The organism is Pedobacter sp. KLB.chiD, assembly GCF_047040275.1.
In the GTDB taxonomy this organism is placed as follows: Bacteria; Bacteroidota; Bacteroidia; order Sphingobacteriales; family Sphingobacteriaceae; genus Pedobacter.
Genome location: NZ_CP178207.1, coordinates 336,497 through 362,255, shown reverse-complemented (window position 1 = coordinate 362,255; position 25,759 = coordinate 336,497). Strand labels below are relative to the sequence as shown.

Annotated in this window: 20 protein-coding genes; 3 read left to right on the top strand and 17 right to left on the bottom strand. The window is 40.1% G+C overall.

The window, feature by feature from the left end:
- Positions 1-6: 6 nt before the first annotated feature.
- The 3 genes from ACK1I8_RS01475 to ACK1I8_RS01465 all read right to left on the bottom strand — a co-directional run bounded on the left by ACK1I8_RS01475 (position 7) and on the right by ACK1I8_RS01465 (position 3,405).
- Entirely contained in the window at positions 7-1,869 is a 1,863-nt protein-coding gene (locus tag ACK1I8_RS01475) for a M56 family metallopeptidase (protein WP_412467598.1), read from the bottom strand.
- A gap of 32 nt (positions 1,870-1,901) precedes the next feature.
- Complete coding sequence (locus tag ACK1I8_RS01470) at positions 1,902-2,291, bottom strand: BlaI/MecI/CopY family transcriptional regulator (RefSeq protein WP_412467597.1); 390 nt, start codon at positions 2,289-2,291, stop codon at positions 1,902-1,904.
- A 259-nt stretch (positions 2,292-2,550) separates the two neighbouring features.
- Positions 2,551-3,405: an NAD(P)-dependent oxidoreductase gene (locus ACK1I8_RS01465; protein WP_412467596.1), complete on the bottom strand. Its 855-nt coding sequence runs from the start codon at positions 3,403-3,405 to the stop codon at positions 2,551-2,553.
- Between the two features lie 290 nt (positions 3,406-3,695).
- On the opposite strand from ACK1I8_RS01465, the gene ACK1I8_RS01460 reads away from it, so the two are divergent.
- Entirely contained in the window at positions 3,696-4,799 is a 1,104-nt protein-coding gene (locus ACK1I8_RS01460) for a DNA alkylation repair protein (RefSeq protein ID WP_412467595.1), read from the top strand.
- Here ACK1I8_RS01460 and ACK1I8_RS01455 read toward each other — a convergent pair.
- The 9 genes from ACK1I8_RS01455 to ACK1I8_RS01415 all read right to left on the bottom strand — a co-directional run bounded on the left by ACK1I8_RS01455 (position 4,788) and on the right by ACK1I8_RS01415 (position 14,365).
- Positions 4,788-5,246: an NUDIX domain-containing protein gene (locus tag ACK1I8_RS01455; protein WP_412467594.1), complete on the bottom strand. Its 459-nt coding sequence runs from the start codon at positions 5,244-5,246 to the stop codon at positions 4,788-4,790. The two genes, ACK1I8_RS01460 and ACK1I8_RS01455, sit on opposite strands and share 12 nt — an antisense overlap.
- A gap of 181 nt (positions 5,247-5,427) precedes the next feature.
- Positions 5,428-5,619, bottom strand: a complete 192-nt coding sequence (locus ACK1I8_RS01450) for a hypothetical protein (protein WP_412467593.1) — start codon at positions 5,617-5,619, stop codon at positions 5,428-5,430.
- 70 nt (positions 5,620-5,689) lie between these two features.
- Positions 5,690-7,774: a glycoside hydrolase domain-containing protein gene (locus ACK1I8_RS01445; RefSeq protein WP_412467592.1), complete on the bottom strand. Its 2,085-nt coding sequence runs from the start codon at positions 7,772-7,774 to the stop codon at positions 5,690-5,692.
- 906 nt (positions 7,775-8,680) lie between these two features.
- Positions 8,681-9,199: a DUF2911 domain-containing protein gene (locus ACK1I8_RS01440; protein WP_412467591.1), complete on the bottom strand. Its 519-nt coding sequence runs from the start codon at positions 9,197-9,199 to the stop codon at positions 8,681-8,683.
- 175 nt (positions 9,200-9,374) lie between these two features.
- Positions 9,375-11,072, bottom strand: coding sequence for a sodium:solute symporter (locus ACK1I8_RS01435; protein WP_412467590.1), 1,698 nt, complete (start codon positions 11,070-11,072; stop codon positions 9,375-9,377).
- A gap of 141 nt (positions 11,073-11,213) precedes the next feature.
- Complete coding sequence (locus ACK1I8_RS01430; protein ID WP_412467589.1) at positions 11,214-11,384, bottom strand: putative toxin-antitoxin system toxin component, PIN family; 171 nt, start codon at positions 11,382-11,384, stop codon at positions 11,214-11,216.
- A 76-nt stretch (positions 11,385-11,460) separates the two neighbouring features.
- Entirely contained in the window at positions 11,461-11,640 is a 180-nt protein-coding gene (locus tag ACK1I8_RS01425; RefSeq protein ID WP_412467588.1) for a putative toxin-antitoxin system toxin component, PIN family, read from the bottom strand.
- Positions 11,621-11,842: a hypothetical protein gene (locus tag ACK1I8_RS01420; RefSeq protein WP_412467587.1), complete on the bottom strand. Its 222-nt coding sequence runs from the start codon at positions 11,840-11,842 to the stop codon at positions 11,621-11,623. Before ACK1I8_RS01420 ends, ACK1I8_RS01425 begins: the two co-directional genes overlap by 20 nt.
- Positions 11,843-11,896: 54 nt before the next feature.
- Positions 11,897-14,365, bottom strand: coding sequence for a PIG-L family deacetylase (locus tag ACK1I8_RS01415; protein ID WP_412467586.1), 2,469 nt, complete (start codon positions 14,363-14,365; stop codon positions 11,897-11,899).
- Positions 14,366-14,624: 259 nt separating this feature from the next.
- On the opposite strand from ACK1I8_RS01415, the gene ACK1I8_RS01410 reads away from it, so the two are divergent.
- Positions 14,625-15,962 (top strand): sigma-54-dependent transcriptional regulator, encoded by a 1,338-nt coding sequence (locus ACK1I8_RS01410; RefSeq protein ID WP_412467585.1) that lies wholly within the window; start codon positions 14,625-14,627, stop codon positions 15,960-15,962.
- Between the two features lie 251 nt (positions 15,963-16,213).
- Here the strand turns inward: ACK1I8_RS01410 and ACK1I8_RS01405 are convergent, their stop codons facing one another.
- Positions 16,214-16,666 (bottom strand): hypothetical protein, encoded by a 453-nt coding sequence (locus tag ACK1I8_RS01405; RefSeq protein WP_412467584.1) that lies wholly within the window; start codon positions 16,664-16,666, stop codon positions 16,214-16,216.
- Between the two features lie 88 nt (positions 16,667-16,754).
- On the opposite strand from ACK1I8_RS01405, the gene ACK1I8_RS01400 reads away from it, so the two are divergent.
- Entirely contained in the window at positions 16,755-18,350 is a 1,596-nt protein-coding gene (locus ACK1I8_RS01400) for an ABC transporter substrate-binding protein (protein ID WP_412467583.1), read from the top strand.
- A 132-nt stretch (positions 18,351-18,482) separates the two neighbouring features.
- Here the strand turns inward: ACK1I8_RS01400 and ACK1I8_RS01395 are convergent, their stop codons facing one another.
- The 4 genes from ACK1I8_RS01395 to ACK1I8_RS01380 all read right to left on the bottom strand — a co-directional run bounded on the left by ACK1I8_RS01395 (position 18,483) and on the right by ACK1I8_RS01380 (position 25,287).
- Positions 18,483-20,393 (bottom strand): prolyl oligopeptidase family serine peptidase, encoded by a 1,911-nt coding sequence (locus ACK1I8_RS01395; RefSeq protein ID WP_412467582.1) that lies wholly within the window; start codon positions 20,391-20,393, stop codon positions 18,483-18,485.
- Positions 20,394-20,426: 33 nt separating this feature from the next.
- The gene (locus tag ACK1I8_RS01390) at positions 20,427-20,567 is read right to left on the bottom strand and encodes a hypothetical protein (protein WP_412467581.1); all 141 of its coding nucleotides are present in this window, start codon (positions 20,565-20,567) and stop codon (positions 20,427-20,429) included.
- Between the two features lie 145 nt (positions 20,568-20,712).
- Positions 20,713-22,146 (bottom strand): SusD/RagB family nutrient-binding outer membrane lipoprotein, encoded by a 1,434-nt coding sequence (locus ACK1I8_RS01385; protein ID WP_412467580.1) that lies wholly within the window; start codon positions 22,144-22,146, stop codon positions 20,713-20,715.
- A 12-nt stretch (positions 22,147-22,158) separates the two neighbouring features.
- Positions 22,159-25,287 (bottom strand): SusC/RagA family TonB-linked outer membrane protein, encoded by a 3,129-nt coding sequence (locus ACK1I8_RS01380; protein ID WP_412467579.1) that lies wholly within the window; start codon positions 25,285-25,287, stop codon positions 22,159-22,161.
- Positions 25,288-25,759 lie beyond the last annotated feature (472 nt).

The following is a 25,759-nucleotide window of genomic DNA, read 5'->3' as shown; positions in this document are numbered from 1 at the left end:
TAGAACTTAGTTTTTGTTGTTTTCTATCAGGAAATTATACATTAGCGAGTGCCTATCATTCTTCAAAAACCGCTTTTTATACTTTTGCTGAACTTCGGTATTTTGTTTCACCCCATTTACAATCAGCTCATCTTTATTGAGTTTGTAAGAAAGTTTATTGGTATTGCTGATAATGCCATCCTTTAGCAACTCCTGGTTGATTGCATTGGTATAATCATGGCCATCGCCATTGGTTACCGTTTTCGAAGTAACCGTACGCTGAGAACTGGTTCTGGTATTCCCACTTTTCCCATAAACAGATGGTGCCGGAGGCATAGCAGGAACATCAGATGCAGCTGGAACTGTTGGTACAGCATATGCAGCATGAGGGGCTTTTGGTGCTTTTGGCGGGCGAGGTACCCTTGTAGATATTGCATAACCTATTGATTTATCTTCCCTTGCTAATCCCCGATATACTTTTGCGTCTTCAGCAGCTTGTTTAGCATCCGCAATGGCTTGTTTCCTATCATTTTCGGCTACTCTAGCATCAATAACGGTTTGCTTAGCATCTTCCAGGGCCTGCTGTACATCATGCTCCCATGTCTTTTCATCCGCTTGCCTGGTTTCTTCATCAGTAAGCCTGGCCTTTCTATCTTCTTTTGTTTCCGGCAGCTGTTGTCTTTCATTGATCCTTTTCAGCTCGCTGTCTACCTTTGCATTGATCTCTTTTTCCATCTGGTCTGCAGATTTTCCTTCTGCGGACTTAGCTTTTTTCTTAGTTGTATCCTGCAAGGTTACAATTGTAGTAAGTGTTTCTTTTCTGGTAATTGTTTTTGAATGGCCAACACTTTTAAATGCAGCACTGCAAAACACCACCGATACTAGGGCGATGGTTAATATCGTTTTTTCCATTTTGTTTAAAGTTGAATTGGTATTGAATAACATCCTGCTTGCTCTGTGCAGCAGGCTACCTTTAGTCCCGCTCATCGCCATGGCATAAGCAGGTGCACGCTGCTTAAACTCCTGACATACAATGAGGGCCTGAACGTAGTTTTTGCGATCGTTTACACAGGCGATGGCCAAATCATCGCAGCAATGCTCTCGTTCTGTTTTGATTAATTGCGATACCCAAAGTACCGCCGGGTTAAAGAAGAATACAATTTCAATGAAACTCTGCAATATATTTACCAGGTAATCTTTCCGTTTAATGTGGGCCAGTTCATGAGACAGAATGGCTTCAACTTCGGCATCGGATAAACCATTGAGCAAACCCAGCGGAATGAGGATTAAAGGTTTAAAATGCCCCACTACCAAAGGTACCTGCGCAATACCCGATTGCATTAGCTTAACCTGTTGCGTTAAACCCAGTTTTTGTGCAAGTTCGTTCAATTTTTCATCCCACTTTTTACCCGCAGCGTAAGTTTTATCATGACGCAGGTGATACACCCCGTTTAGCCCCACCATTAACTGGATACTTTTTCCGCAGATGATCAGGAACCAAACCAACACGATCTGATAGGCATAAGCATTCCACAACGATAGGATGCGATTAAGTCCGGCGTACATATCATGTTGTACATTTGTAACTGCTTTTTGATCTGCAATTGCCTTTGGCAAATTAATCCCTGTTTGATGAGTTACCTGTGATTGTGTATGGTGATCCGATTGCCGAAGCTCCTGATAAAAAGTAAAACCTATGGCCACAATAAATAAACCTAAACATAAGGTAAGCAAGTTATAACGCCATGTAGCGCTTGCCTTACGGGAGGTAAACATGACCAAACCAGCCAGCAAAGCTAAAATTACACCAAGCCACAAAGAGTGAAATAAGGTAGCACCTAAGGCATGAAGCCAGTTTTCGGGCAAAAGATCGGTTAATTTAAATTCCATGAGGGTGGTTCTGTATCTTCTGTTCTGGTTAATTAGTCCATGCTATCCAATAGCCGCTTAATCTCTTCAATTTCCTTTTTTGATGTTTTTTCGTTCCCTAAAAGCTGCATCATCAATTTCGATGCGGAGCCCTTATATAAGGTGTTTACGAAACGATCTAGCAACTGATCTTTGGTTTTTTCTTCAGCTTCTACCGGAATATAAATGTGTTTCATTTGGCTTTCATCACGTTTTAAAATTCCTTTTTCAGCTAAAATCTGCATCTGTTTTAAAGTAGATGTATAATTAACTTCTCTGATCTCGTTCAGCTTATCATTTACAAACCGAACGGTTGATGGCCCGAATTCCCATAACACCTGGAGAATTTCCAGTTCAGCTTTGGTTGGTTCGGGCAGATGATTTTCAGTTTGATTACTTTTCATACCCTAAAGGTACGACAAATTTCGTACGATGCAAGTATTAGGTTATTTATTTTTAATAAATCAATACAAGAAACTGATTTCAAGAGGATTACATTAATTAATTCTAATGGGCATTCATAATGGGACGCACATTTTTAGGTTTGAAAATATAGCATTTCCATTTTTATATATAATAAATATGTAAATTAAATTATTCAGATACAACAACCATAGGAAGCATGCCCCCTATGGTTATCCCCTTAGCATTAAAAGGATCTCTTTACGCTTTAATATGTTTAATTACGGCAATCAAATCTTCCTCTCCGTATTTGGCGGTTGCTGCCTCAAAAGTATTCAATGCGGTTTTGGCCAGGGGTGAATCAAGCCCGATTGCCTTTGCCAGATTTAAATCTTTCACGATATGTTTAAGGGCAAAAGCAGGCTTGTAGTTATCGGCGATAATGGCATCGCCCTTGATTTTGGTGAAAACATTCGCTATCGCGCCATTATTGAGTAAATGAAGCAGATCCTCAGTTTTAATTCCCTGTTGATGAGCAAACAGTACTGTTTCGGCTAAGCCCTGTGTGTATAAAGCCAATAGCGAGTTGATGGCTAATTTTGAAACATTCCCAGCTCCTGTATCACCTAAGTATACAGCCATTTTACCGATTTTTTCGAGGATTGGCTTTACCTGTTCAAATGTAGTTTCATTACCACCAACCATAATCACCAGCTGACCGGTTTCGGCCTGCTTTACACTTCCTGAAACAGGCGCGTCTAAATATTGTCCGCCTTTTTCCTTGCACAATGCACCCATCTTTTTTGAAATGGCAGGCGAAACCGTGCTCATGTTGATAATCACTTTATTTGAAATATCAGCATCAAAGAGACCATCTTTCTCATTAAAAACCTGATCGATTGCAGTATCGTCAGATACCATCAGCAACACTACATCTGTGCGGTTCATCAACTCTTTAGGGTTTTCAGCTACTATTGCACCAATTTCTGTTAATGCAGCCTCTCTACCCTTGCTTCTGTTGTAAACTACTACAGCATAACCTGCTTTTATCAACTGTCCGGCCATCGGGATTCCCATGTTACCCAAGCCAATCCAACCTATTTTTATTGTATTCATTTTGCTATTTTTTTATGATAAACAAATTTGCCAAAGAAAAAGCTGATATTCTTAAACATACCTAAATATGATGACTTTTATCTAAGTGGATCCACAAACGCTGATCGATCATCGCCCGGAGAACAGAAATATTAAAGCGGATCTCGTTACGGCATTAAAATTCTCTTCCACTAGCTATTTAATCAGACTGGGGATAACAGGAAATCCTGTTGAACAATTATTCAGGAAATACTAACGTTTTTAGTAAATTAGCCGGATATTAAAATTTCCATATCTAAAATTATTGAACCATGGCCAGCCTGCTTAAAGATTTATATTCTCCTGCTTTTTACAATAAATTAAGCGATGTACTGATAATTGCTATACCAGGCTTTGATAAAAGTTTATTTATTAAAAATATTTTTACACCCGAATTCGAATCTAAGGAACTAAAAGAGCGAATGAAACATACCTCGAAGGTATTACATGATTTTTTACCTGAAAGTTATCCTCAAACGATTACGATCATCAAAAAAATAATTGAACACTTAAGGGTAAAGGGGATTGGAGAGGATGGACTGGCTTATATGTTTTTACCTGATTATATTGAAACCTATGGTATTGATGATTTCGAAAATTCTGTTGAAGCACTCGAATTTGTAACACAATTTGTGAGTTGTGAATTTGCCGTTCGTCCTTTTATCTTAAAATACGGAAATGAAATGATTTTAAGCATGCAAAAATGGTCGCTGCACGAAAGCCATAAAGTAAGAAGGCTTGCCAGCGAAGGCAGTCGCCCGCGATTACCCTGGGCCATGGCTATTCCTTTCCTCAAAAAAGACCCGACATCCATTTTACCGATACTGGAAAACCTTAAGACAGATCCTTCAGCGTATGTAAGGCGGAGTGTTGCCAATAGCTTAAACGATATTGCAAAAGATCATCCCCATGTGGTTTTAAATATGGCTAAAAACTGGTCGGGTTTAGGTGCCGAAACGGAGGCTATTATTAAACATGGCAGCCGTACATTATTAAAACAAGGCCATGCTGACATCCTTAAACATTACGGTTTAAATGATGAAGGGATTTTATTAAAAGACTTCAAAATCCTAACACCTCTGATCAAAATTGGCGAAAGCCTGCAATTTTCGTTTTCCATTTTTAACAGCAACGATTCTGAACAAAAAGTGAGAATGGAATATGCTATTTACTATAAAAAGCAAAACGGGCAGAATACTAAAAAGGTATACAAAATTTCAGAAAGGATCTATCCCGCAGGTACCTCAATAAACATCATCAGAAAACAAAAATTTGTGCTGATTACCACACGTAAATTTCATCCGGGCGATCATCAGATCTCGATCATTATTAATGGTGCAGAAAAGGATATTTTACACTTTGAATTAATGGCTTAACTTTGATTTTAATTCATCAAGCAAAGCAATCTGCTTTTCATTGATATGCGCAATGGCTTCGCTATAACCGAACCAACCTGCTTTGTCTATTTCAGCAAAACTTTGTTTTTTACCTGATCTTGGCGGCCATTCTATTTCGAAGGTGTTACTAACGATTATTGAGGGGTCAAGATCTCCTTCAAATGCCCAGCACAATACTTTTTTACCACCCTTTTGCAAAACCGGTGTTAATTCGATGAAATCGCCAGCTAAGCTTTGACCGGTTTCTTCTTTAAATTCGCGGATGGCTGCATTTAAAGCCTCCTCACCTTCATTTAATTCTCCTTTGGGTACCGTCCAAAAGCCAAGATCTTTTTTAGCAAAGAATGGTCCACCGGGATGAACCAGAAAAAATTCCAGTTGCCCGTCTTTTTTTCTGAAGAGCAATATTCCTGCGCTTTGTTTCATCAATTTAATCAGAAATTTGGAATTAAAAATGGGGGATAAATGGCTATCAAATTTTTCACAAAAGATCCTGAAATAAATTCAGGATGACGATAGCTTCCTCTATAAATCTAATAAAAAAGCAGCCGACTGTTTGTAGTCTGCTGCTCTATATCTCTGTTAGGAAGATTTTATTGGAAACGTTTTACAACAATCCGTAAAGGCCATGCGCATAATTTCTCAAAGTGGATGATACCGACTTCATTTTATCCGGAGAGGGGCCTTTTACTTTATAAGCTTCCGGATGAAGTTCTAAAGGTTGTTCGTTAACTTGTTCTAATGTGTTTCTATTGCTTAACGTAGCATGCTGTTCTTCGCTTAATTTTAAAGGTGCCATGATCTTGAATTTATACTACAACAACAGCAATAAAGGAATTTAGTTTGCCACTTTTTGTTAATTTCTGAAATTATTTTTTGAGGTCCGAAATCCAGTTTTCGGTATCTGAAATTTTAACCGGAACGGCTGACGCCACAATTTTTAACCGCCCTCCGGTATTAATATCTTCCTGCGTGATATAGTTCTTTTTGAAAGGCTTTCCATTAAGGAAAACGGCTTTGATATATTTGTTTTTTGCGCCAAAATTTTCTGTTTCGATCGTAAATGTTTTTCCTTTTGGCAGGTTGTAAGTGAGTAAAGGAAATAAAGGCACATTTAAATAATACACCGGCCAGCCTACACAGGCAGGAGAAAAACCGCTCGCTGCAAACACATACCAGGCACTCATCGCTCCGGCGTCGTCGTCCATGGTACGTAGATAAGCTTTTGGCTGGTTTCTGTAGATTTTACCGATGTAACTTCCAATTCCACGGCTATTATCATTAAAGTAATTCTGAATAACGGTATCAGCCGCCAGTTGGTGCATCCAGTATTGCGATTTATAACCCGACCTGGTGACATTGTACATCAAAGGAACCTGTAAATCGGGTTCATTGGCATGGTTGTACAAATCACGTGCAAAAAATTCATCCAGTTTTGCCAGATAAGATTCCTCTCCTCCATCCAGTTCAATCAATCCTTTAACATCATAAGGTACAAACCACCTGTATTGCCAGATCGTACCCTGGTATAAACCACGCGCCTGCATCCGGTCTACATCATTTTTGGTCATATCTTTGAAATCCTTATTCCAATATTTTTTGTATTCTAGTGCCTTGTTAAGATAAAAATCTGATTTTTCTTTATTCTTTAAAATTTTAAAAATCTCTGCCAGCGCCCAATTATCATAACTTGATTCTAGAGCTTTATCTGGCGATTTATAATCCAGGCCATTTACCTCCTTCACCAGTGAATCGGATATTTTGCTGAAGTCAACCGGATATCCTTTCCGGTAAGCATCAAGCAAAACTACAATAGCATGTTCAGACCGAACGGTATTAGATGGCTCATTTTGTCCGGCATAATCTTTTTTACCCGAATGATACAAGTCGGCAATTGAACTTATCATCCCGGCATACCTATCCTGTTCAATTAACGACAGCAAAGGCAACTGTGTGCGGTAATTGTCCCAAATGGCCCAGCCGTTGTAGCGGATTTCCTTATCTTTCTGAATTTCACCCTTTGTATTGCGGTATGTTCCATCAGCCTCAGATATCACATATGGCGATTGCATGGTACGGTATAAAAGCGAATAGAAAAGCTTTGCACTTTCCGGATCGCCATTTACAGCGATTTTAGAGAGATTGGTATTCCAATCGGCTTTACTTTGTTCTTTTACAGTATCGAACGGATTTTTATTGATTGAAGCTTTTGCCGCCTCTACACCTACGGCAGAAAGGGCGATATTGATTCCCACCGAAGTCGACTCTTCTTTAAGCATGGCAATCATTTTATGTTCATCGATTACTTTCCACGATACGTTATCACCGATCTCCATATAGTAAAACAACTTGTATTTACCTGCTCCGCAAGTTGTTTTCGAGCTAATCCATCCGCTTAAGGTATTCCCTTTAACCTCATGCGATTCGGCTACGAAAGCACCGTTAAAAGCATAACTCAGGTCGAGATAAAAACCTTTAGGCCCTTTCGGAAATTGATAGGCATGTTTACCCGCTTTACCCAGTACGGTAAAACTGGCTTTAATTTTATTTTCAAAACCCACTTCATAAAAACCCGGATTTGCGTTCTCAGAAACTTTGATCAGTTCAGACATTGCCGGATCACTACCTAAAAAGGGTTTGATAAAAATATTACCACCCGAACCCTGACAACCCACGCCTTCGAAACGGTTGTGGGTAAAACCTTCAAATTTCTTAGCCAGGTATTCGTAACCGGTATGTGTTTTAGGGTAAGTTTGTGGGCCTATACTCAACATACTAAAAGGTGCGGAGGCGGCTGGCGACATCTGTCCGTGATCGGCAGAAGACCCTAGAAAAACATTCACCTGATCAACAGGTTTTGCAGTTTTTACGGAAAAAAGTTGTGCTTTTTGTTGTGCTAAAACGTTTAACGAAAGAAGCGGTATTAAGGCCAGTAGTTTAAAGGAAAGCTTCATTATTTGTGTTTATTTTTAAATCGCCCTAAAATAATGTTTTAATATGAAGTAGATATTATGTTTTAGGTTCTTTACATGGCTATAACAGCATTTCATTCCTTACGTTGCAATAGGTACAAACCTTCGTTCGTAAACCCGATAGAAATGTAAAGCCCGGAGCGCAGCGAGGACTTGAAATGAATAGCGGGACCGCACACCGCTAAGAACCACTGTCTGCTCATTTCCCGGTTCTATCCCGTTCGCTGAGACACCAACAGATAGAATGAAGGTTCCATTTGTTAGGTTTCAGGGCACAAACCTTTGTTCCTAAACCCGATAGGAATATAAAGCCCGGAGCGCAGCGAGGACTTGAAATGAATAGCGGGACCGCACACCGCTAAGAACTACTGTCTGCTCATTTCCCGGTTCTATCCCGTTCGCTGAGACACCAACCGATAGAATGAAGGTTCCATTTGTTGGGTTTCAAGGCACAAACCTTTGTTCCTAAACCCGATAGAAATGTAAAGCCCGGAGCGCAGCGAGGACTTGAAATGAGTAGCGGGGCTGCACACCGCTAAGAACCACTACCCGCTCATTTCCCAGTCCTATCTCATTCGTTGAAACACCAGCCGATAGAATGAAGGTTCCATTTGTTGGGTTTCAGGGTACAAACCTTTGTTCCTAAACCCGATAGAAATGTAAAGCCCGGAGTGCAGCGAGGACTTGAAATGAATAGCGGGACCGCACACCGCTAAGAACTACTGTCTGCTCATTTCCCGGTTCTATCCCGTTCGCTGAGACACCAACGAATAAAATAAGCGGGTTACTAAAGCTGGCAAGAATTATTACACAGCAATTTCAAAAAAAAGGGCATAAAAAAAGCCGCCCAGATATTAAACCGGGACGGCTCTAAAGAATTTAACCTCATTATTTAATAGTCACTGGAACAGAAATTTTATCCCATTCTAAAGCAAAACCGCTTTTGGTAATTTTATAAACCAAACGCTCTTGTGTGGCTTTTAATGCTTTGGTTTTAACATCAACACGCAAAGCATCTTTCGATTCCTCGTATTTGTAAGCGCCCCATTGTTTTGGTTCTTTATTAAAAATAGCTGTCCAGGTTCCGCTTTCTCTAGGGATTAAAAAGAAGCTGTATTTTCCTGCTGCCAAAGGTTTACCTTCTACCAGGATATCTTTATCGGTTTCGAAAGTAGTAGCCTCATTTGCTCCAGCGCGCCATACTTTATCGAAGGCTTCTAAACCACCCCAGATTTTGCGTCCTTTTACTGCCGGACTACTGTAGTTGATCGTAATGGTTGCACCTTTAACTTTCCCTGTTGCAGTTGCTGCCGGGCTCGGTTTAGGTTGCGCATCTTGTGCCATTGCACTTACAGAAATGGTAATTGCCGTAAACAGCAATGTGATTGATTTAATCAACGTTTTCATAGTATTTATTTATCTGTTTTTGTTGTTTTTAATTTTACGAATTTATGGCTTTGGCGCGATAAAACAATAACCTTGAATAAATTGATATGGGAATGACGATTGTGGACAGTATCTTACCAGATTTTATCCATAGAGACGGCTGTAAATTCTATAATCTGTAGCACCGCGCGGAACGCTACAGACAGTTGGAAATTATCTTCGGTTTTTGGAACAATAAGCCTATAACTGCAAAAACAACCACAGCGGAAGCACCAACTACATTAAGCCACAAAAAGGAAACAATATCGAACTCATAGATAGCAATCACCACAATTTCGGCAAGGATTGCGGCGATAAAAACCAAGGGGCCTCTTATCTTTTTTAAATAAAAAGCGACCAGAAAGATACCTAAAATCGGCCCATAAAAAAGTGAACCCAACACATTAACGGCTTCGATTAGCGAACCCATTTGTGTAGCAAACATGGCCACTGCAATTGAAAAGATGCCCCAGGCCAAAGTATGCAAACGGCTGTATTTTAATTCCGTCTTGTCATCTACTTCTTTTTTACCAAAAATGAGGTGGATATCTTTTAAGGAACATGCTGCCAGCGAATTTAATGCCGCTGAAATAGACCCCCAACTGGCCAGAAATATGACGGCGAAAAGCAGACCAATCATTCCCACCGGAAGGGTATTTTTTACAAAATATAGAAAAATATAATTGGTATCGGTTTTCTCTGCATTATAATTTGATTTATTGATGGCCTGTTCTACCCTGCTGTGCAGCTCCTTTACCTCTTTCTGGGTCGATTTAAAATCCTCCAGAGAAGCATTTAGCGTGGGCGATTGCCTTTCCCTTTCTTTCAGGATGTTCTTCGATTGCTGGTTAAATTTATGTGCTAGTGCTTGATGTTCTTTTTCGAAAGCTGCGGCCTGCAAAGGCTGTGCGTCTTTTAAATGCTGATAGGACCGCTCATTGAAGTAAATCGGGGCCGGTTTTAGAGAAAAAAAAGCAAATAATAACGCGCCTATTAAAAGGATCGCAAACTGCATCGGGATTTTAACCAAACCGTTTAATAATAATCCCATTTTAGCGTTGGTACTATCTTTTGCAGTAATATATCTTCCAACCTGGCTCTGATCTGTGCCGAAGTAAGAAAGCGCCAGGAAAAACCCACCGATTAAACCGCTCCAGATATTATATTTATCTTTCCAATCGAAACTCGTGGTAATCACATTTAATTTACCCGATTTTCCTGCCAGATAAAGCGCATCTTTAAACCCCATCCCATCAGGCATATGCTGCACCAGAAGATATCCGGCGAAGGCCATCGTACCCAGAATAATCAAAAACTGCAATTTCTGTGTATGCGCAATTGCCTTCGCACCACCCAGGTAAGTGTAAATTAATAAAATACCACCGGTAAGGATATTGGTTAAATAAATATTCCAGTTTAAAACACTGGAAAGGATAATACTGGGCGCATAAATACTGATTCCGGTTGATAATCCACGCGAAAACAGAAAAAGCAATGAGGTTAAAACCCTTGTTTTTTTATCAAAACGATTTTCTAAATATTCGTAGGCCGTATATACATTTAACCGTTGAAAAATGGGGATGAAAGTAATGCAGATGACAATCATGGCCAACGGCAGACCGAAATAATACTGCACAAAGCGCATACCATCGGTATAAGCCTGACCGGGCGCTGACAAAAAAGTAATGGCACTGGCCTGTGTGGCCATGATACCCAGTAACACAATGTACCAGGGCATTTTATTATCGGCCTTTAAATAGGAAGCATTGCTTTTTTGCCCGCGGCCAATAAAAACACCATAGGTTACCACAGCGAGCAAAGTAAATATCAGTACGGCCCAATCGATATTACTCATGCCCAGAATTTAGTAAACAAATAATAAAACACAAGCTGAAATACCAGCGCCAAAGCGAGTAATACATACCAGGTATTCCAGTTTTTAAGTTGGTTTTTCATTTTCAGAGATTACATTTTTAGATATCAGGATTACAAACGATTATTTCGCTTTAGCAATTCCATCTTCAAAAAATGATGCTATTGTTTTAATATTTGTTGTCCCGATCTTTTCTAGTGATAATAAATCCTGATCCCCTGTTAATAAAAAATCTGCATTCCCATCAACACATAGCGAAAGTAAAAAATTATCCTTGGCATCTCTAAAGATCAACTTTAGAAATTACAGGGATAAATTCCCCATATTCTTCTATCGTTTCTAACAGTTCTTCTATATCTTTTTGAGCAAATTAACGCCTGAATTTTGGCCGCTTAACAACCTCAAGAAATTCTTCTAGCAGTTCTTGACTGAAAATTATAATACTTCTTTTGGAAAAAATGATCTCATCAAGTTTAGAAAAGTCTTTGGTGATCAGAAAACTAATCCGAATATTTGTGTCGAGGATTATCCTACTTTTCGACCTTGGCATAACGCTTAGATCTAACCAACTCCACTTCATTTGTTATCTCTTCAAATGTTGGGACGGTTTTCGATTTAGAACGTAGTTTTTTTAACACTTCTGCAAATCCATTTTTGGAAACATCTTGAATAGCAATAAGATTTAAAGCTGCCAAATCTTTCAATAGTTTTGTTGCTTTGGGATTTAATATGTTAATTCTAATGGTATCCATAAATCAAATTTAAAGAAAAGAAACCAATTTTCCTTGCCACTATTTACAGTTTCATCACTTTCCGGCTGATAAAAAGTTAAAGAACAGCCTGGCTGCGCCAACATTACCTGCTGGCAACTGCCTGAAAAATGCTAAAGGCGTATAAATGAAATTCCCTTTGCCGTATTTAGCATACAGGGTTGAACCCTGAAGTGGCTCCTCGCCCGTATCGTGCATTTCAAAAAGCGTTTCGTATCTGGAATCCCATTGATCGGGGAAGTAAGCGCCCCTTTCTTGCACCCAGCCTTTAAAATCTTCAGCAGTGATTTTATTTGGATAGTTTAACAATTTATGTTCCGGTTTTAAAAATTTAACCTCTGCATTTTCCTCGGTTACCCTTTTACCACTAATGCTAAACGGATAAATACCAAAATCCTGAAGTGCCATATCCTGTGTAGTATTGTACTGCATCACAATAGTTCCGCCGTTTTCTACATAACTGCGTAAAGCGGTTTGCCAGTTTTTAATTCTCTTTTCGGTATTGATTACCCTTACACCCGTTACCACGGCATCGTAGCCTGCCAGTTTTGCCGGGTTCAGGATATCTGCCTCCGTCAGCACGTCAACCTGTAAACCGGCCTGCCTTAAAAACTCCGGAATGAGGTCTCCTGCCCCTTCAATATAGCCAATTTTTTTCGCCAATACTTTGATGTCTCCCTTAATTAACCAGGTAGTGGCCGGAACAAAATATTGAAGGGTTGGCAAATGCGGATATTGAATTAATACCTGCCCTTTTGAATACTCATTTGTTTCTGATGAAAAAACGGCTTCCAATTTATTCTGACTGGTTTTAATTTTAGCCAAATCTTCAATTGGGATAATGAAATTCATGGTATTAACCGTATTCTCGGGCAGGTTAATGCCCTGGAAGGTTTTCAGCACCTGGTTACCAATTTTAAAGGTAATTTTACCATAATTAATATTCTTATTGGCCTTTAAGCGCAGGCTGACGTTTAAGGCTTCTTTTTCTTTAGCGAAATAAACAGGTTCGCTAAAACTTAAATCCAATGTGGGGATAATTCTCAGCGATTCTACCACATCACCTTTAACCGGATCCAACTTTTTATAGGATAAGGGCAAACTGACCGCGAATTTTTCAGATTCTATTTTCAGTGTTAACGACACATTAATGGGCGATTGCATTTCCGGAAGTCCGATCAGTGTATCATTTGCCACGCTAAATGTTGCCGCATTTTTTGCAGGCTTAGCTAACCAATAAGGTTCAGTAGGTGCAGCATCTGCCGGAATCTGGATTTTACGTTCAATGGTAATCAGCGAATCGTTGGCCAGCGTTCTGTTTAAATGATCAGTCTGGTTTAACCAGTTTATACTTTCTATTTTTACTGGTGTAGCCGATCTCGAGATTAAGTTTAAACGGAAATTATAACTATTGCCGGCAAGTGCTTCGGGTTGGTTGGTCACCACCTCACCCATAAAACCTGCACTGCTTAAAATAATGTTATCAATAGCCGCCAGTTTATCTTTTCTTAAGGCTACATCCTGCAATTCTGCAATTTTTCTTCTTAGCATCAACAGCCCGTGCAGGCTTTTATCAGGCTGGTTGTAATTAAAAGATAATAGTACAATGTCAATGAGTTCATCAATATCGCCTATGCCTTTATCAGACCAGTTCATGCTTATGCCATCAAAAAGCGTTCTCCTGGCTGGATCGCCCAAAACGTTAACGAAATACTCCGAACGTACACCAGCAACAGACTGTGTTCCTGCCCCCTGGCTTTTATGTAAACTTCTGCTCAACCCGGCCAACTCTCCATAACCCATACCTAATTGCGCATCATATTGACCAACGGTAACCTTTAACTGATTTTCAGCTATGGTATTAACATTACCGAACCTAAAGGTATTCCATAACAATCTTTTTGGCTGCCAAATGTTCACATATTTCAGCTGTTCAGGAAACATGTTTTTATCGGCAGCAGCTTTAAATGCTTTCTCGGCAACAACTGCAGAGGCGGCATGCTGCCCATGACCAGCGGCGGCAGTTGGTGGGAAACGGCAGATAATCACATCAGGCCTGAATTTTCTGATTACCCAAACCACATCAGCGGTAATGCTATCGGCATCCCACTGCTTAAAAGTGTCATTGGTATTTTTAGAGAAACCGAAATCAATAGCCCTGGTAAAAAATTGTTGCGCGCCATCCAATCTGCGGGCTTCCAAGAGTTCGTGCGTTCTGATCAGTCCTAATGCCGCACCTTGTTCAGTCCCCAGAAGATTTTGTCCACCATCTCCTCTCGTTAGCGATAAATAAGCAGTTTCTACATTTTGATCGTTAATTAACCATGATAATAAACCTGTATTTTCATCATCAGGATGAGCCGCTAGATATAAAACCTTAGGCAGGTGTTTCAAGGTTTTGAGTTCCCTGTAAATCTCTGCCGATTTTGCCGGTCGAACTTGTTGCGCCACACAGCACATTACCGGTAAGCATAGGGTGAATATGGCAGTTAATCTTTTGAACATACTATTTGTTTTGCAAAATTCAAATATGCTCAAAAAGCTTTTATTTTAATGCCTCCGAAACGAAAAAGGTACAAATTAGTCCAGAGCCGGAAGCCCTGGTCCAAAGCTTTGAAGTCCAAAACCTCTTAACCTATATTTCCACTAACTATTTTCTTTTTGCCAGAAAAGCACAGAGAACATGAAAACCAGAGTAGCTTATTTTATCACCTCATCATCTTTCGTTATTTTTATTGTTAATATTGCAGCATAAATTTAACCTATGAATGGGATGGTCCTCATCATTGATGATGAAAAGAAAATCTGCAGTTTACTTTCCAGAATTATAGAATTGGAGGGCTTTAAAACTCTCCAGGCCAATACAGGTAAAGAAGGACTCAAACTTTTGAAAAACAATGATGTCAGCATTGTTATCAGCGATGTGAAACTTCCCGATGTAAATGGTGTTGCACTGGTTAAAGATATCAAGGCTATAAAATCCTATGTAGAAATCATTAACCTAACGGCTTATGGCACCATTGCTGATGGTGTTTTGGCTATTAAAAACGGGGCATTTGATTATCTTGTAAAAGGCGACGATAATGAGAAGATTATTCCACTTTTATACAAAGCGATGGATAAATCTAATCTGCAACGCAGGGTTTCTGATCTCGAAAGCAAAATTACCAGGAAACATAGCTTCGATACCATTATCGGTCAATCTAAAACACTAAAGGAAGCTATTGATCTGGCAAAAAAAGTAAGTAAAACCGATACTACCGTTTTATTGCTGGGTGAAACCGGAACAGGAAAAGAAGTTTTTGCACAGTCTATTCACTATGAAAGTCTTCGGGCGGCAAAACCCTTTGTTGCTTTAAACTGTAGCGGCTTTAGTCCGGATTTATTGGAAAGCGAATTATTCGGATATAAAGCCGGAGCTTTTACAGGTGCCAATAAGGATAAGAAAGGGCTGTTGGAAGAAGCCAACGGCGGTACGTTATTACTGGATGAAATAGGAGAAATGAACCTGGATTTGCAGGCCAAATTATTACGGGTTCTGGAAAGCCAGACTTTTATCAAAGTAGGTGATACGCAAACACAACAGGTTAACGTTCGGATTTTAGCGGCCACCAATAAAGATTTAAGAGCTGATGCCTTATCAGGAAAATTCCGATCGGATCTATATTATCGCCTTTCTGTTTTTACCATCACCTTGCCTCCGCTCCGAGAGCGCAAAGCCGATATCCCGGCACTGGCAGCATTTTATCTGAAAGAATTTGCCAATAAGGTAAATCGGTCTGCGCCAAAAATGGATAATAAAATCTTATCCCTATTGAACGGCCATAGCTGGAAAGGAAACATCCGTGAGTTAAAAAATGTCATCGAGCGTTTGGTTATTTTATCAGATGGTGATCAATTGAGCGCCACAGCCCTCCCGCCTGAATTCTTTGAATTTACACCAATAGAAAATGATTATAACCTGCAACAAATCGAAAAACAGCATATTCAAAAAGTACTTATCCATACCAAAGGCAACAAAACGGAAACTTCCAGATTATTGGGCATCGGTTTAACCACACTTTACCGGAAGATAGAGGAATATCAGATTAGGGAGTTTTGAAGGCAGGAAGGTTGTAGGTTAGAGGGTTGTAATTTTTTCTGGTGCTGTCAGAGTTACCATCTGATGGGAATTACGAAGCTTTAGTTAGCGAGTTGAAAGGTTTAAAAGTTGGAAGGTTAAAAATCCATCCGCTAAAATTCAATTAGAATCATTTTTAAGTTAGCACAAGCATCGAAATTTGGAAAGTTGAAAGATTTGGGCGCGAATGGTGGTGCCCATTATCAATCTTCCATCATCCATTTTACATCAGCTTAAGCGCCAAACCTGATCCACTTATCGCCTTCATGGCCGAAGATAAATGAACCTGGATGCAACATTTCAGCAATATCTTCAATAAGAGAAACAGCATTTTCGGCCGTCCGTTCCCGTTCTACGTCATCATTTAACAGAATAATGCGGTTGTTTTTTACGGCAGGCCAGTTCGCATCCAATACCGAAGGTACTTCCCGCATCAAATCGGTAAGCGTTTTGCCCGGCTGGTAATAGATAATGAAAACAGCGCTTAAAATATCTGCTTCGAACATCCCTCCTGCTAAGGCAATTTCTTCTGATAACTGGTAAACCGGATAATTACCAGTATCTAAACAGGCTACAGGCATTTTATCCATAAATTTAATCTTGTGCTCCACCAGATCTAAACGCTCCTGTAATTCTTCCTGTTTAGCTTCGTCAAGGCCAATAAATAAATCGTTTAAAAAAGACATCTGCATTAAATTTATTAATTTGTGCAAAAATAACATTCCTGATCGCATGCGAGGCTCATTTAACTATATATTTTGGATTTTTTGTATCATGTTACTCTTTTCCTGTAAGGAAAATAATGATCACAAAGACAAAAAAGTATTCAATATCAACCTCGATCAGGGTTTAACCTCTATTGATCCCGCTTTTGCCCGCAACCAGAACGCGATCTGGATGACTAACCAAATTTTCAACGGACTGGTACAGATCGATTCATCTTTGGCAACCCTTCCCTGCATTGCCAAAAGCTGGCAGGTTTCGGAAGATGCACTAACCTATACCTTTAATCTTCGCAATGATGTTTATTTTCACGATGATCCGATTTTTAAAAGCGGAAAAGGACGAAAAGTAGTTGCAAGCGATTTTGTATACAGTTTTTACCGGTTGATCGACCCCAAAGTGGCCTCTTCCGGCGGGTGGATTTTTAGTGATAAGGTAAAGGACAAAAACAATTTTATTGCACTGAACGATTCTACCTTCCAGGTTAAACTGGTGCGCCCTTTTCCACCCTTTATGAGCTTGCTCACTACACAATACTGCTCTGTTGTACCCAGAGAAGTGGTAGAACATTATGGCAAAGATTTCAGGAGCCACCCGGTGGGTACCGGACCTTTCAGGTTTAAGTACTGGAAGGAAGGCGAAATACTGGTGCTGCTAAAAAACGAACATTATTTTGAAAAAGATGCCAATGGCGTGACACTGCCCTATCTTGATGCCGTAAAAGCCAGTTTCATTACCGATAAACAAAGCGGATTTATGAGTTTCCTGAAAAAGGACCTTGATTTTTACTATAATGTAGATGGCAGTTACCGCGATGATATCCTGACGAAAAGCGGAAAGATGACCTCAAAATACAAAGGAAAATTTACGTTGACCAAAAGTCCTTATTTGTGTACGGAATATGTTGGTATTTTGGTTGATACCAATCTTGCGATTGTAAAGAAATCGCCGTTACGCTTTAAAAAGATCAGACAGGCGATTAATTATGCCATAGACCGTGACCGTTTGATTAAATACTTGAGAAATGGGATTGGTATTGCAGCAACATCAGGCTTTATCCCTAAAGGTATGCCTGGTTTCGATAGCCTGGCGGTTCGGGGATATGCCTACAATCCAAAACTCGCAGCCAGACTTTTAACAGAGGCGGGTTTTCCGGAAGGGAAAGGGATGGGTGAAGTAACCCTAAATACCACCACAACCTATAAAGATCTGATCGAATTTATTCAGGGAGAACTTACTGCAATAGGGATTAAAACTAAAATCGATGTAAGTCCAAGTGCCAGCCTCAGAGACCTGATGTCGAAAAATAGCGTCAATTTTTTCCGTGGCTCCTGGCTGGCCGATTATGGTGATGGGGAGAATTTTCTTTCCATGTTCTACTCAAAAAACAAAGTCCCTTACGGTCCAAATTATACCGCTTTTTACAACAAGGAATTTGACCAGCTTTTTGAAAAAAGCTATTACGAAAGCGATAATGAAAAGCGCTTTGAGCTGTACCGCAAAATGGATCAGATTGTTATGGATTATGCTCCAGTGGTACCTTTATTCTACGATCAATCGGTCGTGATGTTGCAGAATAATATTAGCGGCTATTCTTTTAATCCGTTAAGTCTGATGATTTTAAAGCGGATTAACAAGGGAAAATAGATTACATTTTTACTGATAAGGTCGCCTAAAAGCAATGCGTAATTCCCTTACCTAGAGAAAGCTTATTGCATACGATTCCCATTCAAACAAGGATTGACAAAACCTCCGTTAGACTCGGGCGGATACAAAAGCCTACTGTTTACCCATTAACTTCCTTTTAAGAAAATCAGCCGTTGCTTCGCTTACCTTTAAACCATTTGAAAATTTCATCCAGTGGTGGGTATCATCCGGGATGGCCAAAAATTCAAAATCGAACTTTTTATCTTCAAAACGTTTAACGAGATCAACACTTTGGCTAAAAGCAACATTCCGGTCATCATCAGCATGGATAATCAATGTGGGCGAAGTCCAGGTACTTACATAGCTTACCGGTGATGATTGTTCGGCTATCTTTGCTGCAAGTGCGGCATCAGGAGCAGGCTTTCTTCCTTCCTGATCTGAAGTCGTAAACCGGTTATTTACACCATGAATATCTACACCAGCGGCAAACAATTTAGAATCTTTACCAAGGGCAAGCGCGGTGAGGTATCCGCCATATGAACCGCCATAAATCCCGATTTTATCCTTGTTGATATCAGGCTGTGCGGCGAGCCATTCGCCAGCAGCTTTAATATCCTGATATTCTGATGCACCCTGCGCTCCTGCATTTAAGGGTTTATGAAAATCATAACCATATCCGATGCCTAAACGGTAGTTTACAGACAGCACAGTAAAACCCAGATTCACGAGATATTGATTTAAGGCATAATCTATCGAATAATAATCCATCGGGTTCCAGCCTAAAAACATCTGCCTTTGCGGCCCGCCGTGCACATAAACAATTGCCGGCTGATTTTTAACCACTTTTTTTGGAGAAAACAACTGGCCATAAACAATATTGCCATCGGCAGCTTTAAAGCTCACCTGTTTAGGAACCACCATATCTTTCAGCGGAAAATCATTTGGAATGAGTGATTCTCCAATAAGCTCCAGTGCTTTTCCTATCTTGATCAGCGCAGGTAACAGCGGCCTTTCGGCAGTAGAACTCAGGCAAAAAATGGTTTGGTTATCGGCAGCAATAACAGGATAGGCTTCTATGCCTTTGCCAAAAGTTAAGGGCTGCATATTGGCCTGATTGACCGAAACTTTATAAATATGCCTTCTGTCCGTATCATCAACATCTTTGCGCTTGTTGGCAGCAAAAACCAATGTTTTTTTATCGGCACTTAATTTAATATTCTCCACGGCAAAATTACCGGGCGTGAGCAACAAACGTTTTGATCCGTCCGGGTTGATGGCATATAGATGAGGCCAGCCGTCCTCATAGGAGGTAAAAACAATTTTCCCATCGGCCCATAACAGGTTTGCGCCACCATCTATTGAAGGAAAAGAACCGCGCAAAGTTTCAGGTGCCTTCCAGATCATTTTTCCTGCACCTGTATTAACATTTACCCTCCATATGGCCCAGGGCTGATGTTTTTTAGTTAGAATAGAGTCGGTTTCACCCCCGGCACCGGGCGTTCTGATAAACGCAATATCGTTTCCATCTGGCGACCATACCGGTGTATTATCTTTAGAAAACGAAGGCAATAACCATTTTATTGGGCTTTGCTGGTCCGTGTAAATCCCTAAAAAGGAATGATCGTTCCGGTTTGAAATAAAAGCAATCTTCTTCCCATCCGGCGACCACCTATAGGATCCGTTTATTCCTTTGGCATAAAACAGGTTTTTAGCCGATGATGTTCCGTCAACAGGACTGATCATTACCTGACCATTTTTTGCGAAAATAACCTGGTTGCCAGTGGGCGAAATTACCGGATGATCGCCTTCACCCAAAGTTATTACTTTACCTCCCTCAAACGGAACGCTAAATACCTGGACTTTTGGTGCAATTGGCGATGAACTTGCGTTAACCGGCCCGCCATCTCGCCCTCCATGATCTCCACCACGCACAAATACAATCCATTTACCATCAGCAGAAACAGATAAGCTGGTTAGTTCCTGCCCATCATCCTCGGTATAACCGGTGATTTTTACCGCGTTATAACCTGGTGCCTGTGCCACGTAAATATTTCTTTTCCCCTTTTCGTTTGCTGCCTAGGCAATTTTAGCACCTAAAGGCGCAGCTACCAATTGAGTTGGAAAAGGATACGATAAAACAGATTTTAAAGTGAAAGACTGCGCGAATATATCGGAGGCAGAAAGTAGAACGAACAGGATAAGCGATAGTTTCTTCATTTCGTAAAGGATTTGGCATTTAGCGCATTGCGAATAACGTTTGGCAGAAGTCAGATCAACTGCTTTCTGCCAAACGCATTTCAAGGGTTAAGCTGTTGGCGAAAAAGGGGACAGGTGTTATCCGCCAGAGACCATATGCTCTAAATTACTGATCCCACCAGAGTTTAGTCGTTCTTGGAACATCAGCAGGCACATTTGCACCGTTTTTACTTCTTTCGCCCTGTGGATAATCTAAACGGCGTATAAAATCCGGTAGCACAGCATTCACCGGGAGCGTAAAATCTTTGTATTTATAATCATATCTGCGGGCATCGTTCCAAGCTTCCGGATTCAGATAAGTTGCAACATACTTTTCTTTGAAGATCAAATCTTTGGTTAATGCAGCTTCGCCAACTGCTACGCGCGGATCGGCCAGGTAAATTGCTTTATCAGCAGCAGCTACCTGAAATTTGTCCATATTAGCACTAATTGCAGCTAAATAAGCGGCATAAGCCCTTGTTCTATTAATGGTTAATGCGGCCTCCGCCTCAATAAACTTCAATTCAGCATAGGTTGCAATAAATATCGGAGATGTTGCGCTTGTCCATGGAGAGTTGACAGAGATATAACATTCGTCTTTAGTCGTATTTCCGGCTGTACCCCGGTTACCTGCACCGTTTACGGTACCTATATAAACGTTGTTAATGGTTTTATCGGTTATTTTAGCAATTCTGGGATCAAATAAACCATACGTGGTTCCGTTAAGATGATCTATCAACTGTTCAGAAAGCCATCCACCTAACGATTGTGATGCATTTGCAATGGCTACGCTTGCCCAAAAATTTCTGATCACAAAACTTCCCATTGCTGCATCATCGGCATTTGAAGTAAAAGAGTTACTTACGGCATTAAGTACGGCTGTTGGGTTATAAGCTGATGTTTTACTTACTTTATTTAACAGCCTCGCTTTAAGTGCATATGCAAATTTTAACCAGTTGGCACGTTCGTTTGCGGCAGCTGCGCCATAAATGAGGTCGTTTGCAGGGGTTAATTTAACTGTTGAATTTGTTTTTGAAAGTTCTACAATAGCTTCATCTACAAGAGCCATGCTTTGATTGTAAACCTCTTGTCCACTGTCATATTTAGGTGTAAAGTTAGTTACGTCAAAAGCTTGGGAAAAGGGAGCATTACCCCATAGGTCGTTAACCATGATCAGGTTATAGGCAATAAGTATATCTGCAACTCCCTTGTATTCACTCGATCCTTGCGATATAGCCAGTTTTTTCATTTCATTGGCATCGGCCATGGCAAAATAAAGTGCATCCCAGGTGGAGCTGAAATCAATAGATTGATAGGTATCACCTGCTCCACTTGCTGCGGGGTTTGCAGTGTACTGTACATAAGGTACGATTACGCTGGCAACATTATAATTATTGATGCCTGCCTTTGCAGTTGAGGTAGCCAATAAAGACGGTAGTGTTGGTACGGTGACTTGGTTAGGGTTAGCAGCCAATTTATCAAAATAGCTGTCTTTACAGCTTTGCAAACCTAGTATTGCTATTAAAGCTGAAAATAATGTGTATTTTATATTTTTTTGCATCTTATTTCCTTTTTAAAAACCAACATTAATAGAGAAAAGAATAGTTCTTGCACTTGGATAAGTAAAACCTGCAGAACCATCATTATTACTTCCTGAATCAAAAGAACTGGATTCTGGATCTACACCATAGTATTTTGTCCATAACCAAAGGTTATTTCCTGTTACGGATAAACTTGCCGATTTTATTGTTTTAGCGGGAAGCCATTTTGCCGGAAGTGCATAACTTAAACTTGCAGAACGTAAACGCACCCACGAAGCATCGGAAACAAATGGCTCAGAAACGTTTCTATAGTATACCCGGTAATAACCTTCTCCATAATCTACACCGTCCACCGTATTTTGGCCTAACCATACGGGTTTAGTATTTGGTGTTCCATTGGCCAACACACCATCAAATACCTTATACGATCTTCTATCTGCAGTATAGTCAGGTAATCCGAAAGCGGCATAAAAATCTTCGAGCCAATTATATTTTTCAAAACCTAAGCGGGCATCAAAAAGTACATTTAAACTGAATTGTTTATACCTGAAGGTGTTACCTAAACCGATAACATAATCGGGCTGTGAGTTACCCAATAAGCGCTGTTGTCCACCAGAAATTACCGGAAAGCCGTTCGCCCCAATCAATAGAGGAAGATTTTTATCTAAGAATACCGGATCCTGTGCTTCAGGAGAATATCTGGTAAAATAACTTCCGTAAATATTTCCATAGGGCTGACCTTCGATTAACTTCATCGTTACCCCTGCATTTCCATATCCCCTGGCAGCACCGTAAACCAGTTCTTTTATACCATTTGGCATTGTTAATACTTTATTCCGATTAGCCGAAAGGTTGAGGTTCACATCCCATCTAAACTGTTGATTAACAATTGGTTTTCCATTAATTACAAGTTCTACTCCTCTGTTTCGAATATCGCCTGCATTAATAAAAGATGAAACATAACCTGTAGCAGAAGAAACCTGTGCACGTACAATCTGGTCTTTACTTAAGGAATAATAATAAGTAAAGTCGAATCCTAAACGACTTTTAAGGAACGACATTTCTAAACCAGCCTCGAAAGAGTTTGTAAATTCAGGCCGCAGCGTAGTGTTTCCAAGATTTGGAGAAATGGTTAGGCCGGTTGTACCTGTTGGCAGATTGACATAATTGGTAAAACCGGAGGAAGTTGCGTATTCTAACGCATCTTTTCCGATCTGAGCATAAGACAATCTTAATTTAGCCTGGCTAATTGCTGTCGGAAGTTTAAAATGATCCGAAAATACATAACTCAGACTTGCTGACGGATAAAAGAAAGATCTGTTATCTTTTGGTAAAGTTGAAGTGATATCATTTCTACCGGTAAGGGTTAAGAAAAGATAATTATTATAGTCGAAAGTGGCCTCTCCGAAATAACCAACCAATCTTTTCTCTGTTATAGTTTGAGATGGCGTTAACACTTTTGCATTCCCCAAATTGAAGAAATTATAAATACTCAATTGACTTCCCAGCACGCCTACATCCTTAACCCGCTTATCGTACACTTCTTGTCCAACCCTTAACGTACCATTTAGGCCCTCAGCTATTTTCGTGCTTAATGTTGCTACCAATGTACTGTTCAAAGTCCTGAATTTCGTATTGTATTCGCCATAAAATCCAAATTCGTTATCGTAAACATTTTCACCGGTAAACATAGGCCCCCGGGCTGTCCTTACCCTGTTATCATTATAAGTATCTACGCCAAAACGATATGCAAAATTTAACCATTTAACAGGTTCATATACTACACTCGCTCCACCAATGAAACGGTTTACATCACCTTTCAATTTATTGTTTGCAGTTCCCCATATCGGGTTGTTAGTTCCAAGGTAAACCTGTGTCCCATCAGGATTTTCAGCATTAGCTACATCATAGCGTGGCGACCAATAGGCCAAACCTTCACCAAATCTGTCGGCACTATAGGTATAACCGCCAGAATTGTTAAAATTCATATTTACCGAAGCTTTAAGTTTAGGGCTGATGGTAAAATCCGTATTCAACCTTGCAGAAAAGTTTTTATAATCAGTATTGGGCATCATACCTTTCTGGTAAAGTTGAGAAACTGACGAAAAGAATTTAACGGCCTCGCTTCCACCTGCAACCGAAACCGAATTTTTAATTTGTTGCCCTGTTCCAAATGCCTGTTTATAATTATTGAATAGCTGGTCGGGATGTGTCGGATCAATCAATTTTGCCTCGGCAATAGTTGGTCCCCACGCCGGTCCGATACCGGCAGGCGGATTAGTATAAACACCTCTGACACCCTGTGTATATTCTGTCTGAACATCAGGGCTGATCAATACATTATCAAAACCATAAGTACTGTTGAGGTTAATATTAAATCCGCCGGCCTTGCCTTTTTTTGTGGTAATTACAACAACACCATTAGCTCCCCTTAAACCATATAATGCGGTTGCTGCCCCACCTTTTAAAATATTGATGGTTTCAATATCTTCAGGATTCACATCCGAAGCCCTGTTGCTTACACCTCTTGCACCATAGGCTGTTCCTCCCGGGTTGGCACCCAACGTTGAGGTGGTGTTATCAATCTGCACTCCATCAATTACATATAAAGGATCGCCTGAAATGTTCGGATCGATGGAGTTAACTCCCCTGATTTTAATGTTTGCTCCCTGACCAGGGCCACCACCTGTACTCGAGATTGTTGCTCCTGCCACTTTACCCTGTAAAGCATTGATCAAATTTGGCTGGTGATTAAAATTAAGGTCTTTATCGTTAACCGTTTGTGCGGCATAACCTAAAGATTTAGCCTGCCGGGTGATACCCAGAGCTGTTGAAATGGTTACTTCCTGTAATTCCTGAGCGTCTGAAGCTAAAACCGCATTAATAGTAGTTTTACTGCCAACATTAATTTCCTGCGTTTTATAACCAATAAGGCTGATCACAAGAACCGCACCGGGCGATGGGGCCTGAATAGTGAAATTGCCATTACTATCTGTTGAGGCACCCGTTGAAGTGCCTTTGATTTTTATACTTACTCCGGGTAACGGACCACCATCATCAGAAGAAATTATTTTGCCTGTGATGGTTTTTACCTGGGCCAAAGTGGTAAGGCCGGTGAGTAAAATGCATAGAAAAAGAAGTGAGGTAAAGATTTTTCTCATATCTGGATGATTAAGGATAATGATTGGTTTGTTAATTGCAAGATAAGTTTTTAACGACATAAAAACGCATAAAACACACAGTAACATCCAATTTAAAGTATTTTTTACATTACAAATTGAGATATCCCGCACTAACAAGCAGACTGCACACCCAAAAAACCGCAAAAACTCGGACGAAAATTACGAATACGTTAAAAAACACTTAAATAGCATCTTAAAAATTGACAATATCGCACTAAAGGAACAATTTTAGCAATCGCTCCACTAAACTGATGGAATTCAAAGATAAATGAGGTGCGCTCAGGTGGATTAGGTGTTCAAATTTTTATGGCATAATTAAACACCGCATTAGCTTTCTTCATCACTTGAGTTACCTAAGACTGTTTAAGGCATATGCCAATAGCGCTATTGGGTTGGTTTTCTTTTAAAAACAAAAAAGTCTTTCCGAGTTAACGGAAAGACTCTTAATATA

Coding starts and splice junctions, on each gene's coding strand:
- ACK1I8_RS01420 (WP_412467587.1), bottom strand. CDS start 11,842: ATGGATACCATTAGAATTAACATATTAAATCCCAAAGCAACAAAACTA.
- ACK1I8_RS01380 (WP_412467579.1), bottom strand. CDS start 25,287: ATGAGAAAAATCTTTACCTCACTTCTTTTTCTATGCATTTTACTCACC.
- ACK1I8_RS01470 (WP_412467597.1), bottom strand. CDS start 2,291: ATGAAAAGTAATCAAACTGAAAATCATCTGCCCGAACCAACCAAAGCT.
- ACK1I8_RS01475 (WP_412467598.1), bottom strand. CDS start 1,869: ATGGAATTTAAATTAACCGATCTTTTGCCCGAAAACTGGCTTCATGCC.
- ACK1I8_RS01400 (WP_412467583.1), top strand. CDS start 16,755: ATGTTACTCTTTTCCTGTAAGGAAAATAATGATCACAAAGACAAAAAA.
- ACK1I8_RS01450 (WP_412467593.1), bottom strand. CDS start 5,619: ATGGCACCTTTAAAATTAAGCGAAGAACAGCATGCTACGTTAAGCAAT.
- ACK1I8_RS01465 (WP_412467596.1), bottom strand. CDS start 3,405: ATGAATACAATAAAAATAGGTTGGATTGGCTTGGGTAACATGGGAATC.
- ACK1I8_RS01445 (WP_412467592.1), bottom strand. CDS start 7,774: ATGAAGCTTTCCTTTAAACTACTGGCCTTAATACCGCTTCTTTCGTTA.
- ACK1I8_RS01415 (WP_412467586.1), bottom strand. CDS start 14,365: ATGTTCAAAAGATTAACTGCCATATTCACCCTATGCTTACCGGTAATG.
- ACK1I8_RS01440 (WP_412467591.1), bottom strand. CDS start 9,199: ATGAAAACGTTGATTAAATCAATCACATTGCTGTTTACGGCAATTACC.
- ACK1I8_RS01385 (WP_412467580.1), bottom strand. CDS start 22,146: ATGCAAAAAAATATAAAATACACATTATTTTCAGCTTTAATAGCAATA.
- ACK1I8_RS01460 (WP_412467595.1), top strand. CDS start 3,696: ATGGCCAGCCTGCTTAAAGATTTATATTCTCCTGCTTTTTACAATAAA.
- ACK1I8_RS01405 (WP_412467584.1), bottom strand. CDS start 16,666: ATGTCTTTTTTAAACGATTTATTTATTGGCCTTGACGAAGCTAAACAG.
- ACK1I8_RS01435 (WP_412467590.1), bottom strand. CDS start 11,072: ATGAGTAATATCGATTGGGCCGTACTGATATTTACTTTGCTCGCTGTG.
- ACK1I8_RS01410 (WP_412467585.1), top strand. CDS start 14,625: ATGAATGGGATGGTCCTCATCATTGATGATGAAAAGAAAATCTGCAGT.
- ACK1I8_RS01455 (WP_412467594.1), bottom strand. CDS start 5,246: ATGAAACAAAGCGCAGGAATATTGCTCTTCAGAAAAAAAGACGGGCAA.
- ACK1I8_RS01425 (WP_412467588.1), bottom strand. CDS start 11,640: ATGCCAAGGTCGAAAAGTAGGATAATCCTCGACACAAATATTCGGATT.
- ACK1I8_RS01390 (WP_412467581.1), bottom strand. CDS start 20,567: ATGAAGAAACTATCGCTTATCCTGTTCGTTCTACTTTCTGCCTCCGAT.